The following is a 13,393-nucleotide window of genomic DNA, read 5'->3' on the forward strand; positions in this document are numbered from 1 at the left end:
ACAACACCAGGAACACTGACATGAGCAACGAAGCCACCCAGGCATGGCCCGCGGGCTACCGGATCAACCCTTGCGCCGCCGGCCCCGCGCCAGACATCGTCGCGGCCTTCCGGGAGATGCCGGTGGCCGCCATTGGCGATGCCATGAGCCGCAACATCGGCACCATCGGCCTGCGCCCGTATCACAGCCGCCCCGACACCGTGCTGTGCGGGCCGGCCGTGACCGTGCGCGTGCGCCCGGGCGACAACCTGATGATTCACAAGGCGCTGATGATGGTCCGCCCCGGCGATGTGCTGGTGATCGACGGCGGCGGCGACATCACGCAGGCACTGGTTGGCGGCCTGATGCGCACCACGTGCGTGGCCAGGCAGCTCGGCGGGCTGGTGATCGATGGCGCCGTGCGCGACGTGCTGGAGTGGGCCGAAGACGGCATGCCCATCTTCGCGCGCGGCCACACCCACCGTGGCCCGAGCAAGGACGGCCCCGGCGAGGTCAACGTGCCGGTGTCATGCGCCGGCATGGCCGTGATGCCAGGCGACCTGATCGTGGGCGACGCGGACGGCGTGATCGCGGTGCCGGCAGCCGAAGCCGCCGACCTCCTGCAGCGCACCCGCGCCCACCTGCGCAAGGAAGCAAAGATCCGCGCCGACAACGCCGCCGGCACCTCGGACCCCGAGCGCTTCGATGCCGCGCTGCGTGCCAAGGGACTGCCGGTCTGAATCCGCCAGGGCAAGCCCGCATGGGCACCTGGAACCAGCGGGAGAATCAGAGCATCGATTCAGTGTAGCCGTGTGACCCGCCCCCAGGCGGGGAACACCCAAGCGCGATGCGAAGCGAGCCGTGAAGGTGTGCCAAGGCCGTATGGGGCGCCTCGGGATTTCACGAAAAGAGCGGAAAAGAGGGACCCATGTCTGAGTATCGCCTTAAGGCGATGCGAGTTTGGGTCCCGGCCGCTCTTTTCGTGAAATCCCGAGGAGGTAGTCGCCCCATCCGGCGCGCCTTTTTTGCCTACTTTCTTGGCAAGACAAAAAAGTAGGTCGCCGCCCCGCAGGGGTGGTGAAACTGCAGTTGAAGTCGCAGTTGCAGTTGCAGTTGCAGTTGCAGTTGCAGTTGAAGTTGCAACCCAGTTACAACCAACAACCCTCTGCGCCGAACGCGGCATCGGCCACCAACGCATCGGCAAGCCGCCCATGGCTGTGCAAGCGGCCGACATTCCCGAGTTGCACAAGTACAAACTCGGCGCCGCCCTTCATGCCGCAGGCCGCGCCCCTTCAAACGCATCCTGCAGCAACTGCCGCACCGCCGCTCTCTCCAGCGGGCGCGGATTCGGGTACTGGTTCAGCAAGGCGAGCTCGCAAGCGCGATCCAGATCGCAGTCCCGCATGCCGATATCGCGCAGCGCAACCGGTGCGCCATTGTCGCGGGCCAGATCGAACAGCGCTTGTGGCGCGCTCGCCGCGCCAAGCGCCGCTGCCACCGTGGCGATCGCCTGCGGCGCGGCGCTCGCGTTATAGGCCAGCGCATGCGGCAGCACGATGGTGTGCACCTCGGCGTGCGGCAGGTTGAAGCTGCCGCCCAGCGTATGGCATAGCTTGTGATGCAGCGACATTCCGACGCTGGCCAGCACGCTGCCGCACAGCCACGCGCCATACAGCGCATCGCTGCGCGCGGCCAGCATGTCCGGCGCGCTGCCGCTGGCGTGCGCCTGGCGGATGGCGGGAAGCGCACGGCCCAGCGCGGCGATGCCTTCGCGCGCCATGAGGCTGGTGACGGGGTTGGCGTCGCTCGCGTAGAGCCCTTCGGCGGCGTGCGCGATGGCGTTGATGCCGCTGGTCACGCTCAGCCGCAGCGGCAGGCCGAGTGTGAGCTCGGGGTCGTACACCACGGTGCGCGGCAGCACGCGCGCGTCGCGGCCGGTGCGCTTGATGCCGCCTTCGGTCAGGCCGAAGATCGGCGTCATCTCGGAACCCGAGTAGGTGGTTGGCACCGCCACGATCGGCAGGCCCGACTCCAGCGCGATGGCCTTGCCCAGCCCGATGGTGGAGCCGCCGCCGATCGCCACCGCGCCATCCGCGCCCAGGCGCGCGGCCTGCTCGCGGGCAGCGCGCGCGGATTCGATCGGCACGTGCATCACGGCACCGTCGAAGACCCCTGCGGCACGCTCGCCCAGCAGGTCCGCCACATGCTCGGCCTGGCCGCGCTGGCCTGGCGTGGACAGCACCAGGACGCGGCGCGCGCCCAGCGCGTCGATCTCGGCGCCGAGCCGGGCCAGCGCGCCCGCGCCAAACACCACGCGCTGCGGATGACTTTGGTAGACGAAGGATTTCATGATGCGATGCTCAGTCGGCCACGATATTGCGGCTCTTGATCACGCGGGACCAGCGCTGCGACTCGCTCTTGACCAGCGCATTCATCTCCTGCCGCCCGCCCGCCACCACCTCGAAGCCCCCGTCGGCCAGGCGCTGCGCCACCTTGGGGTCGCGCAGGGTGGCGCTCATGTCCGCCGCCAGCCGGTTCAGGATGGCTTCCGGCGTCCTGGCCGGTGCGATCATGCCGACCCACGAATAGACTTCGAAGCCTTTGTAGGTCTCGGCAATCGCCGGCACCGCGGGCAGGTGCGCATCGCGCCTGGGCGAGGTCACCGCCAGCGCGCGCAGCTTGCCGCCCTGGATATGCGGCAGCACCAGCGGCAGGCTGGCGATCATCGAATCGACGTGGCCGCCAAGCAGGTCCGAGATGGCCGGGCCGCCGCCCTTGTAAGGGGTGTGGATGCCGCTGGTGCCCGCGGTCTCGTGGAACAGCTCGGCCGCCAGCTGGTTGGAGCTGCCGGCGCCCACCGATGCATAGGAAACGGTAGCCGGCTTCTTCGCGGCGGCCACGTAATCCTGCAGCGTCTGGAACCGGGAACTGGCCGGCACGACCAGCACCATGGGCGAGCGCACCATGTATGACACGCCGGTCAGGTCACGCTCCGGCGCGTACGGCAGCTTGGGGTACATCGACGACTCGGTGGCGAAGGAGTCGAAGATCATCCCCACCGTGTAGCCGTCCGGCGCGCTGCGCACGATGGCACCGGTGCCGATGGTGCCGCCCGCGCCGGCGCGGTTCTCGATGACCACCGTCTGGCCAAGGCGGGCGCGGAAGTCCTCCTGGACCATGCGGCCTACCTTGTCGACCGTGCCGCCGGCCGCAAACGGGATGATCAGCGTGACCGGCTTGGCCGGGTAGGCTTGCGCGTTGGCGCCGCCGACAAGGCCGAGCGCCAGCGCGGCGGTGGCCGCCAGGCGCCGCAGCAGCGCCTGGCCACGTGCGGCGTGGGGGTGATCGGAACGGCTTGTCTCAAATCTTGTTGTCATTTTGTCTTCCTGTTGCGGTGACCGCGCCACGCCATCGTGTGCGCCGAGGCAGGTGCACGATGGCGTTCTTTTGCCAAAATTGCGAAGATAGCCCAAGCGAAAGGCATGGATTCGATGCTAACCTGTCGCATCGGCTGGGGCAATCTGGTCTGACTGCGAAACGCCTTTGCACAGGACGCACAAATGGAATCGGCAAAATTTGCGGAAAATCTTTCGATCTTTGTCGAGGTGGCGCAGGCGCGCAGCTTCTCCGCCGTGGCCCGCCGCAAGGGCATGGTGGCCTCATCGGTGGCCCGCCAGATCGACTCCCTGGAGAACGAGCTGCAGGTGGCGCTGTTTACCCGTTCCACCCGCGCGCTGGTCCGCACCGACGCCGGCAACCTGCTGTTCGAGCGCGCGGTCAAGATCCTGCACGACATGACCGACGCGCGCAGCGAGGTCACCTCGCTGGAGCAGGGCGTGAGCGGCCTGCTGCGCGTAAGCTGCCTGCCCGCCTTTGGCCGGCGCCACGTGGTGCCGCACCTGGCCGCCCTCTATGACAAGTACCCGCGCCTGGCCATCGAGCTGGACCTGACCGAGCGCATCGTCGACCCCGTGGTGGAGCGCATCGACCTGGTGATCCGCGTGGGCCAGCAGGCGGACAGCAGCCTGATCGCCCAGCGCGTGGCCAGCCAGCGCTACGTGATCTGCGCCTCCGCGGCTTACCTGGCGCGCCATGGCAAGCCGCGGCACGCCAGCGAGCTGGGCAGCCACCGGCTGATCGACCGCCGCCACAGCACCAGCATGCGCGGCTGGCGCGAGTTGCTGGACAGCGACGTCGCGCAGCAGGCCATGTTCGCCTTCGAGTGCGACGACTGCGATGCGCGGCGGCTATCGGTGCTGCAAGGGCTGGGCATTGCCCTGATGCCGGACTGGTCGATCGGCGGTGATATCGGCGATGGCCGCCTGATCGAACTGGAGATGGATGGGCTGGCCCCGCAACCGGAATCCGGCATCTACCTGCTGCGCGCACTGCCGCGCGCCAGCGCCAAGGTGCGGGCGTTTTGCGAGCACCTGAGCGCCAGCATCGGCAGCCCGCCACGCTGGCAGGTGGCCATGGCGCCAGTGGGCGAATAACGCCGGGCTGGATTACACGGGATCGCGCAGGATCGCGCAGGCGACCCTGGCCGCACTGGCCGCGCTATTCGCCTGGCAGCAGCCCCAGGGCAATCGCCGTGCGCACGGCCTGCAAGCGGTTTCCCACATCCAGCTTGCGCATCACGTTGCGCATGTGGTGGGAAATGCCATGCTCGGAGATGCCGAGGATCTGCCCGGCCTCCCACGAAGTCTTGCCCAGCGCCACCCAGCGCAGCACCTCCAGCTCCCGCGCCGTCAGCGACACCGCTGGCTCGGCGCGTTCGCGCGCGATCGTGCAGAAGCGATCAAGCACGGCTTGCGTGATGGCCGGCCCGAACAGGCGCGCGCGGCAGACGGCGGCCTCGTCGTCGCCCGCGCTGCCATCGAGCGACAGCAGCGCCAGCGTGCCCATCTCGTGGCTTGGCATGCTGGCGGAAAAGGCAATGGCCGCGGTCAGCCGGCGGTCCAGTTCGGCCCGTGCCCGCGCCGCGTCATCGGGAGCCCGTACCAGGGGTTCGGCGTTGCTGCACACCACCGGCCCCAGCGAATCGCGCGCCTTGACCACCAGCGCCGCCAGGGCCTCGCCGTGGGCTTCCAGCGGCAGGCTCGCGCCGCCGGGCAGGCTGGTCAGCGAACCGGCATGGGCCGCACCCGAGCCCGGCAGCCCCTTGTAGCGCAGATAGAAATGATTGAACCCGAGCAGCCTGGCGGCGGTGCAGACGGCGCCCGCCAGCCCCTCGATATCCTGGGCACGGTCGATGTCGCCAAGCAGCACGGCCAGGGCGGAGGGCGCATCGGCGGGAATCGCGGCGCCAAGCGAAATATCGGGAGAACGCATGTGTGAAAACCGCCGCTCTTGCTGCGGGATGGCATCTGTCAGACGCCAATCATAAGCGTGTTTCCCGCACGGGCAGCGTAAAGCGGAATGTGGCGCCCGCCCCCGGCTGCTCATCGACCCAGATGCGCCCGCCGTGCGACTCCACCACCGAGCGGCAGATCGACAAGCCCATGCCCAGGCCCTCTGGCCGGGTGGTAAAGAATGCGTCGAACAGGTTCGGGATGTTCTCCGGCGCGATGCCCGGGCCCGTGTCCTGCACCGTGCAGAGCACCCGCGGCGGCACGGCGCCGAGCCGTTCGCACCGCACCAGGATCGAACGCTGGCCGGCTTGCGCCGCCGCGCAGGCCTGCATGGCATTGAGCAGGAGGTTGATCAGCACCTGCTGCAGCTGGATGCGATCGCCCAGCACCGCCGGCAAGCCAGGCATCACGTGGGCGGACACCGCCACGCCCTGGTTGCCCATTTCAGGCATCAGCAGCGCCAGGGATTCAGCCAGGGCGGCACCCAGGTCCACGGGCGCGCGCTGCGGTACGCCCTTGGCCGCCAGCGCGCGCGTGCGGCCGATGACGGCGCTGGCGCGCTGGCCCTCGCTGATCATGCGCTGCACCGCGCTGCGCGCCTCCTCCAGGTTGGGTTGCGCCCGGTCCAGCCAGCGCAGGCAGGCTTGCCCATATGTGATGATGCCGGCCAGCGGCTGGCTGACTTCGTGCGCGATGGATGCCGTCAGTTCGCCCAGCACGGCGATGCGCGACACATGCGCCAGTTCCTCCTGCGCCACGCGCAGCACTTCCTCGGCGCGGCGGCGCTCCGTGATATCAACCACCGTGCCGACAAAGCCCAGGCTGTCCTCGCTGCCCCGGCGCGGCTGTCCCACGCAGATCAGGTGCTTCTCTTCGCCGTTGTGGCACAGAATGCGGAACGCCTGCTGGAACGGCGTGCCCTCCTTGCGCGCGCGGGCCATGCCGGCGAGCACGCGGGCACGCTCGCCGGCATGGATCATCGCCACCAAGGTGTGCATGCGCGGTGCGCCAGCCGCGGGGTCCAGCCCGAAGAGCCGGTACATCTCCGCCGACCAGCGCATCTCGCGCCGCGCCGGCCACCATTGCCAACTGCCGGTCTTGCTGATGCGCTGGCCCTCGGCCAGGGAGGCCTCGCTTTCATGCAGGCCGCGCCGCCTCGCACGGGCGTTGCCCAAGCTGCCTTTGCGCAACGAATGACGTGGGCAATAGGGTCTGCGCATGGTGATCACGCCTGCGCCGCCACGTTGGTCAGGCCAAGCACGTGCGCCATCACCACCAGGTCGGCAAAGGTGCGCGCGCCCATCTTCTTCATGGCCTGCGCGCGGTGGATCTTGACCGTGACCGTGCTCAGGCCCACGTCGTCGGCAATCTGCTTGTTCATCAGGCCCGCCGCCGCCAGCGCCATGACTTCACGCTCGCGCGATGTCAGCGTCTCGAACGCGGCCTTCAGCTCGCGCCCGCGCTGTTCGCAAGCGCGCCGCTGCACATCCCTGCCGATGGCTTCCGTCACCGCATCGAGCAGGTCCTGGTCGCGGAACGGCTTGGTCAGGAAATGCGTTGCACCGGCCCGCATCGCCATGACCGACATGGCAACGTCCGCGTGGCCGGAGATGAACACCACCGGCACCGGGCAGCCCACCGCGGCCAGCATGGCCTGCAACTCCAGCCCGCTGGCACCCCTGAGGCGCACATCCAGCACCAGGCAGCACGGCACATCGGGGATCGGAAAGCACAGGAACTCGGCCGCGCAGGCAAAGGTCCTGACCTGGATGTCCATCGAGCGGAACAGGCTGGCAATGCCATCGCGCAAGGCCGCGTCATCGTCAACGACCAGCACCACGCCGTCATCGACGAGCCAGGCGCCGCCGGGACCGGGATAGCCGTCGGATATCGCCATGCCGCATCCTATGCCCTGCACCTGGAGAAAGGGCATGCGACGATCATTTGAATCCTCTATTCTCAAACTCCGGAAAAAAACGGCAACGCGAGATGCGCCAGCCTGCCTGGCGGGCATCGCGATTCTTCCCTATCCGCATGAGGCCGGCCATTGTCCAGGGGTGTGCACAGTTCATCCCCGGGTGTAGCCGGGGCGTGAGCCCATGCAAGGGACACCTCGCCGGCCTCAAGATTGCGGCCATCTCGCATCAATTTTGCAATCGTTTGCATTGTGGATGAAAGCGCCGAAAGATCAAGCCCGAAAACGCGGCAGGACCGGATCCGCACAATTCGAAAATGGCCTGCAGCCCTTACCGCGCATGGCTTTGAAGCCGATGGCCCGCGCCCACTACAAGGATGTGTAGTTGACCACCGTTGCGATTCCCGGAAGATGCGGATTGCTCGCCTGCGCGAGCCGCCTATTGCGCCTATTGCGCCGGCGGCGCCGTCGAGCCGCGTACGATCAGCTCGGGGCGGAGCACCACGCTGGCGGCCTCGGCCTTCGCGTTCTCGATGCGCGCCAGCAGCAGCGTCGCCGCCTGCACGCCCATCTCGTGGACGGCAATCCGGATGGTGGTGAGCGCAGGCGTGAGCGCATCGACAAAGGGCATATCGTTGTGGCCGATCACCGAGACGCGCGCGGGGCATGCAATCCCGGCCTCGCGCAGGTAGTCATAGCATCCCAGCGCCACCAGGTCGTTGCCCGCGGCGATCGCGGTCAGCGCGGGAAACCGCGCCAGCAGCGTGCGGCAGGCTTCGCGCCCCGCTTCGCGGCCGTAGCTTGCCGCCTCCACGATCATCCATTCGTCTTTGCGCAGCTTGTGCCGCCGCACCGCATCGATAAAACCCTGCTTGCGCTGGTGGCCGGTGGACAGCGAGTCCGGCCCGGCGATATGGCCAATGCGGCGATGCCCGAGCGCCACCAGATGATCGACGGCGAGCCGCATCCCGAGCAGGTTGTCGCTGACCACACAGGGCACCCGGCCGATATCCTCCCCGCGGTTGACCATCACCACGGGGATGTTCTGCTTGACGCAGTAATCCAGCACGGCATCCTCGCGCTCAGCGGTCGCCAGGATCAGGCCGTCGACCTGGCGGCCCATCATCTGGTCGATGACAAAGCGCTGGCGCGTCTTGTCGGCGCCCACATTGACCACGATGGGCACATAGCCGCGCGAGGCCAGCACGCCCTCGAGCCCGGCCAGGATCGGCGGGAACACGGGGTTGGAGATATCCGGCAGCACCACGCCGATGAGCCCGGAGCGTTTGGTGCGCAGCCCGGCGGCGATGCGGTTGGGGCGGAAACCGAGCTCGTCGGCCATGCGCAGGATGCGCTCGGCCACCTCATCGGCGACCAGGTGCCGCGTGGCGGCATTCATCACCCGGGAAACGGTGGAGTAATGGACATCCGCCTTCGCCGCCAGGTCCTTCAGGGTAATGCGCTTGCGCTGGTCCATGCGGGCAGGGAGGCTGGTGTGCGATGAGTGAGAACATGCCATTTTAAGCGAAGACGCACGCGCCGGGCCCGCTTCCTTGCCACCTCCCCGCACGCCTCTACTGCCCGGCCTGCACGCCGGACTGCCGCACCACCGGCGCCAGCTTGGCGATCTCTGCCTTGATGTAGCGCTCGAACTCCTGCGGCGTGGACGTGCGCGCTTCGGCGCCTTGCGCCGACAGCCGCTCGCGCACCTCCGGCGCGGCCAGCGCCTTGGCGATCTCGCCATTGAGCGCGGCCACGATCTCCTTGGGCGTGCCTGCGGGCGCCAGCACGCCGAACCATGACTCGAAGGCGTAGCCCGGCAAGCCCGACTCCGCCACCGTCGGGATGTCCGGCAAGGCGGTAGCCCGCTTCGGCGTGGTGACCGCCAGCGCCTTGAGCTTGCCCTGGCGCACGAACGGCATGGCGGAGACAGTGGGCGCGAACATCAGGTCGACACGGCCCGCCATGACATCGGTCAGCGCCTCGCCCGTGCCCTTGTAGGGAATGTGCGCGATATCCACGCCGGCTTCCATCTTGAACAACTCCCCGCTCAGGTGGGTCGAGCTGCCGGAGCCTGCCGAATCGAAGTTCATCGTGCCAGGCTTGGCCTTGGCCGCTGCCACCACATCCTTGACCGAGCCCAGCTTGCTGGCGCTGTTTACGACCAGCACGTTGGGCACCGTCGCCACCAGCGTCACCGGCGCGAAGTCCTTCACGGTGTCGTACGACAGCTTGGGATAGAGCGTGGCATTGATGGCATGCCCGACCGATACCAGGATCAGGGTGTAGCCATCCGGCGCGGCCTTGGCGACCAGCCCCGCGCCGAGCGTGCCGCCCGCACCGGGCCGGTTCTCCACGATCATCTGGTAGCGGCCGGATTCGCCCAGCTTGTTGCCGACGATGCGGGCGAGGATGTCGGTCGCGCTGCCGGATGAGAATGGCACCACCAGGCGGATCGGCTTGGCGGGATACTGGGGCGGCTGGGCGAGCGCGCCCCCGGCGCTCACCGCGAGGGTGGCGCTCAGCAGGATGTGTCGAATCACGGTTGTCTCCTCCACCGCCTCGGGTCCGGCCGGATCGTGGCCCGGCCGGGCTGGGCGGCGCGATGGTCAGGTTCGAGGGTTAGAAGTTGTGGCGCATGCCTAGCGCAAAGGTTTGCGGATCGGCGCCTGCCGAAACGCCGAGGCTGTTGATGGCGAAGTCGTAGATAGCGTTTTTCCTGTTGTTGATGCGGCTGTAGTAGGTAAAGAGCGCGGTGCGCTTTGACAGCGGATAGTCATAGCCGAGCGTGAACTGGGTGGCGCCGGTCTGCGCGCCGCTGCGAAAGAACCCCACCGTCTCGGTGGCGTTGCCGGCGCCGTTGCCGGCCAGGGCAAAACCCAGCCTGATGCTGCCGGGCCCGAGCTTTTGCACCACCGAGGTGTAGTAGCCGTTGCGCGTCAGGTCGCCCGTGGCGGTGCGGTAGTGCAGCCGCTCGTACAGGGCGGAGACCTTGGTGCTGGCGAACTGGTAGGACACGCCCACCTTGATGGCATCGTCGTTGCGGCCCGCCGTCTGGTAGTGCTGGTGAATCTCGTAGGCCAGCGCCAGGTTGAGCGGCCCGCGGTCATAGGTGGTGGCGAACGAGTAGAGCGCCGGGTTGCGCGGCGTGGTGGGCTTTTCCTCGGGCACGCCCCAGCCCACGCCCGCGCGCAAGCCTTTCCATTCGGGGCTGCGGTATTGCACGATGTTCTGCTCGCGGCGATCGAAGGAGTGCGTGTCCTGGATGTTGTTGGTGCTCGATGCCGAGCCGTTGCTGATCAGCGCCATATACCCGGCGGTGGTCGGGTAATAGGGGTCGTATTCCATGGTGGCTTCGGTGTAGGGCGTGGTCCAGTGCCCCATGAAAAAAGTACCGTAATCACCGCTCAATCCTATGCGCGAGTTTCGTCCGGCAATCTGCCCGGCCCCGTTATCGATCGACAGGTTGCTCTCGATCTGCCAGATTGCCTTGAGCGAGCCGCCAAGGCCCTCCTCGCCCCGCAAGCCGAAGACCGACCGGTTATTGGTCAGCCGTCCGGTGCCGCCCAGCACGGCGCCGTCGGTGGCGGTGCTGGCTCGCGAGTACTCGATGCTGGTATTGAGCCGCCCATAGACCGTCACCGTGGATTGCGCATGGGCGGGCCCGCACACCGCCACCACGGCAAGCGCCCCGGCGCCAGCCATCAGAGACGGCCACCGGTGCCGGAGCGCGGGGCTCGCCGCGCTGTCCTTCGTTGTCTCCTGCCACCTATGCCTCCAGGCATTTCCCATGTCTCTCTTCCTCCATTGCGGATTCGCGGCGCGTCCGCCTGGTCAATTTGAAGAATATGCAAACGTTTGCAATCAAAGTAAAAATTCAAGGCGGATACGGCATGGCCAGCAGCAGCATGGCGGGACGGTTGCCCGGATTCTCCACCTTGCGGGCTTCACCCGGCGCCAGGCAGACCGAGTCGTACTGAGACAGATGCACGGCCTGTGCCCCGGTGCTGATGGTGACTTCCCCCTCCAGCACCACATAGTGCTTTTCCATGGGCGAGGCATCCAGCCCGGTATGGCCGCCCGGCAGGATCACCGAGACACCGAGCCAGAGCGACGCCGACGGCCCGGCCTCAAACCCCTGCAGGCGCAGGCAGCGCATGCCTTCGTGGCCGGGCGGGAAATAGGCCGGCGCGGCGGCGAACCGGGTCGTGTTCATGGCATCAGCACCACGCGTTCCGGGGCGCCTTGCAGCACCGCGCGGTAAGCCTCGGCGGCGCGCGCCAGCGCGAAGGTGTAGTCCGCGTGCACCGGGAAGGGCCTGAGCTGCCCGGCCGCGAACAGGGGGCCGAGCTGATCGAAGACCGCCGCGCAAGCGATGCTGTCCATGGCCAGCGTATCGATGCCCACATACGTATGCTGCCCGCGGTAAAAGGCGAAGATGTCGAACGGCACGGCGCGGTCGATGGTCGAGATGAAGATCTGCGCGGCGCCGATCGCCATGGCCTGGTTGGCTTGCTCGAAGTACGGGCTGCCGACCGTGTTGTAGACGATATCCGCGCCGTGCCCGCCGGTCTCGTCGCGCATCACTTCGGCGATGTTGTCGCGGCTGGCATCCAGCATGCGCACGGTGCCGCTGGCGTGACCGCGAAACGGCCCGGCCTCGCGCTCCACGGCGAAGACGCGCGCGCCCAGCGCGGTGGCAATCTGGATGGTGGCCTGGCCAACCTTGCCATTGCCGCCGCACACCAGCACCACGCTGCCCGCCTGCGGCAGGCCGGCACGGCGCAGGCCCTCATAGGCGGTGACAAAGGGCACGCCAACCGCGCCGGCTTCCTGCAAAGTAACATTGGCGGGCTTCTCGCGCACCGCGGCAATGTCGAGCGTCAGGTAGCGGCTGTGCGTGCCATCGCGGCGAATGCCAAGTTCACCGCCGCTGCCCCAGACTTCCTTGCCCAGCAGGTGCGCGGGGCCGTCCACCACCACGCCGGCGTAGTCGCGGCCGGGCACACGCGGCCACACGGCGTGCGGCATCAATCCCAGCGTGGCCTTGACATCGCTCGGGTTGACGCCAGCGCTGGCGACTTCGATGACGCATTGGCCGGCGCCGGGCACGGGCTTGGGAATGCCGGCGAATTCGAGTTGCAGCGCGTCGATGTTCGCTGCCTTCCGGGAGACGCGGATAGTGTTCATGATGATGTGATGTTTGTGTTTGTGTTCGTGTATTTGCTTGTGTATGTGCTGGCCTGATCGTTCATGCCGCCCGCAGGCCGAGCGTGGCCCGGGCCTCGTGTGGCGACGCCAGCGCGCCGCCCAGCGATTTGATGATGTCGCGCGCCTTGGCGACCAGCGCTGCGTTGTCCGGGGCAAGCACGCCCTTGTCCAGGTAGATGTTGTCCTCCAGGCCAACCCGGACATGCCCGCCTGCCAGCCACGCCTGCGCCACCATCGGGAACTCCGCCCGGCCAACGCCAAAGGCGGACCAGTGCGCGCCCGGCGGCAGCATGTTGCGCGCGTAGAACAAGGTCTCGGGCGTGGCCGCGAAACCGTATTTCACGCCGAGCACGAAGGTCCACAGGCCGGGGCCGTCCAGCACGCCTTCCTGGATGAAGTCGCGCGCCATGTGGAGGTCGCCGGAGTCGAAGATTTCAAGCTCCGGCATGACGCCCGCCTCGCGGATGATGGCCGCCATCTTGCGTACGTTCCGGGGCGTGTTGATGACCACGTCCGCACCGGAATTCATGGTGTTGAGGTCCAGCGAACACACATCGGGGCGCAGCGCGGCGATATGCGCGACGCGCACTTCCGGGCGGACCAGGGTGGTGCCCGGGGCGGCGTTGCGGGGTTCGTCCTCGCCCGGCACGAAGCGCCCGCCCGGGCCGGTGGTCAGGTTGATGATGAGCGCCTTGTTGCGCTTGCGGATCAGCTCGATCACCTCGGCGTAGTATTCGAGCGCCATTGATGGGCGCCCGGTCTCGGGGTCGCGCACATGGATGTGGGCTGCGGCCGCGCCCGCCTCGGCGGCCTCCAGCGCCGCCGTGGCGATCTGCGCCGGCGTCACCGGCAGGCCGGGATGTTGTTCCGGGGTAACGATGTTGCCGGTGACGGCGCAGGTAATGATGGTCTTTCTGCTATGCATGGTGAACGTGTT

Annotated in this window: 13 protein-coding genes; 2 read left to right on the top strand and 11 right to left on the bottom strand. The window is 67.7% G+C overall.

Annotation, left to right across the window (positions count from 1 at the left end):
• Positions 1-20 precede the first annotated feature (20 nt).
• Positions 21-719: an RraA family protein gene (locus tag RR42_RS34615; RefSeq protein ID WP_043356643.1), complete on the top strand. Its 699-nt coding sequence runs from the start codon at positions 21-23 to the stop codon at positions 717-719.
• A gap of 530 nt (positions 720-1,249) precedes the next feature.
• On the opposite strand, the gene RR42_RS34620 is transcribed toward RR42_RS34615, so the two are convergent.
• Together RR42_RS34620 and RR42_RS34625 are read right to left on the bottom strand one after the other, a co-directional pair.
• A complete protein-coding gene (locus tag RR42_RS34620; RefSeq protein ID WP_043356645.1) occupies positions 1,250-2,329 on the bottom strand; it encodes a maleylacetate reductase in 1,080 nt (359 codons plus the stop codon).
• Positions 2,330-2,339: 10 nt separating this feature from the next.
• Positions 2,340-3,356, bottom strand: coding sequence for a tripartite tricarboxylate transporter substrate binding protein (locus RR42_RS34625; protein WP_052495168.1), 1,017 nt, complete (start codon positions 3,354-3,356; stop codon positions 2,340-2,342).
• A 183-nt stretch (positions 3,357-3,539) separates the two neighbouring features.
• Between RR42_RS34625 and RR42_RS34630 the strand changes: the two genes are divergently transcribed.
• Positions 3,540-4,472, top strand: coding sequence for a LysR family transcriptional regulator (locus RR42_RS34630; protein WP_043356648.1), 933 nt, complete (start codon positions 3,540-3,542; stop codon positions 4,470-4,472).
• A 64-nt stretch (positions 4,473-4,536) separates the two neighbouring features.
• On the opposite strand, the gene RR42_RS38020 is transcribed toward RR42_RS34630, so the two are convergent.
• The 9 genes from RR42_RS38020 to RR42_RS34675 form a co-directional block, all read right to left on the bottom strand.
• Complete coding sequence (locus RR42_RS38020) at positions 4,537-5,310, bottom strand: helix-turn-helix transcriptional regulator (RefSeq protein WP_052495169.1); 774 nt, start codon at positions 5,308-5,310, stop codon at positions 4,537-4,539.
• Between the two features lie 49 nt (positions 5,311-5,359).
• Positions 5,360-6,505, bottom strand: a complete 1,146-nt coding sequence (locus tag RR42_RS34640; RefSeq protein ID WP_052495170.1) for a sensor histidine kinase — start codon at positions 6,503-6,505, stop codon at positions 5,360-5,362.
• Between the two features lie 50 nt (positions 6,506-6,555).
• Complete coding sequence (locus tag RR42_RS34645; RefSeq protein ID WP_043356651.1) at positions 6,556-7,227, bottom strand: response regulator transcription factor; 672 nt, start codon at positions 7,225-7,227, stop codon at positions 6,556-6,558.
• Between the two features lie 466 nt (positions 7,228-7,693).
• On the bottom strand, positions 7,694-8,722 hold the full coding sequence (locus tag RR42_RS34650) for a LacI family DNA-binding transcriptional regulator (protein ID WP_144410036.1): 1,029 nt from the start codon (positions 8,720-8,722) through the stop codon (positions 7,694-7,696).
• Between the two features lie 97 nt (positions 8,723-8,819).
• On the bottom strand, positions 8,820-9,788 hold the full coding sequence (locus tag RR42_RS34655; protein ID WP_043356656.1) for a tripartite tricarboxylate transporter substrate binding protein: 969 nt from the start codon (positions 9,786-9,788) through the stop codon (positions 8,820-8,822).
• Positions 9,789-9,867: 79 nt separating this feature from the next.
• Positions 9,868-10,950: a porin gene (locus RR42_RS34660; protein WP_043356657.1), complete on the bottom strand. Its 1,083-nt coding sequence runs from the start codon at positions 10,948-10,950 to the stop codon at positions 9,868-9,870.
• Between the two features lie 172 nt (positions 10,951-11,122).
• Positions 11,123-11,461: a cupin domain-containing protein gene (locus tag RR42_RS34665; RefSeq protein WP_043356660.1), complete on the bottom strand. Its 339-nt coding sequence runs from the start codon at positions 11,459-11,461 to the stop codon at positions 11,123-11,125.
• Positions 11,458-12,435 (bottom strand): quinone oxidoreductase family protein, encoded by a 978-nt coding sequence (locus RR42_RS34670; protein WP_043356661.1) that lies wholly within the window; start codon positions 12,433-12,435, stop codon positions 11,458-11,460. The genes RR42_RS34665 and RR42_RS34670 overlap by 4 nt, the downstream gene beginning before the upstream one ends.
• A 61-nt stretch (positions 12,436-12,496) precedes the next feature.
• The gene (locus tag RR42_RS34675) at positions 12,497-13,381 is read right to left on the bottom strand and encodes a 3-keto-5-aminohexanoate cleavage protein (RefSeq protein WP_043356663.1); all 885 of its coding nucleotides are present in this window, start codon (positions 13,379-13,381) and stop codon (positions 12,497-12,499) included.
• Between the last annotated feature and the right edge of the window lie 12 nt (positions 13,382-13,393).

The sequence above is a fragment of the Cupriavidus basilensis genome (genome assembly GCF_000832305.1).
Lineage (GTDB): Bacteria > Pseudomonadota > Gammaproteobacteria > Burkholderiales > Burkholderiaceae > Cupriavidus > Cupriavidus basilensis_F.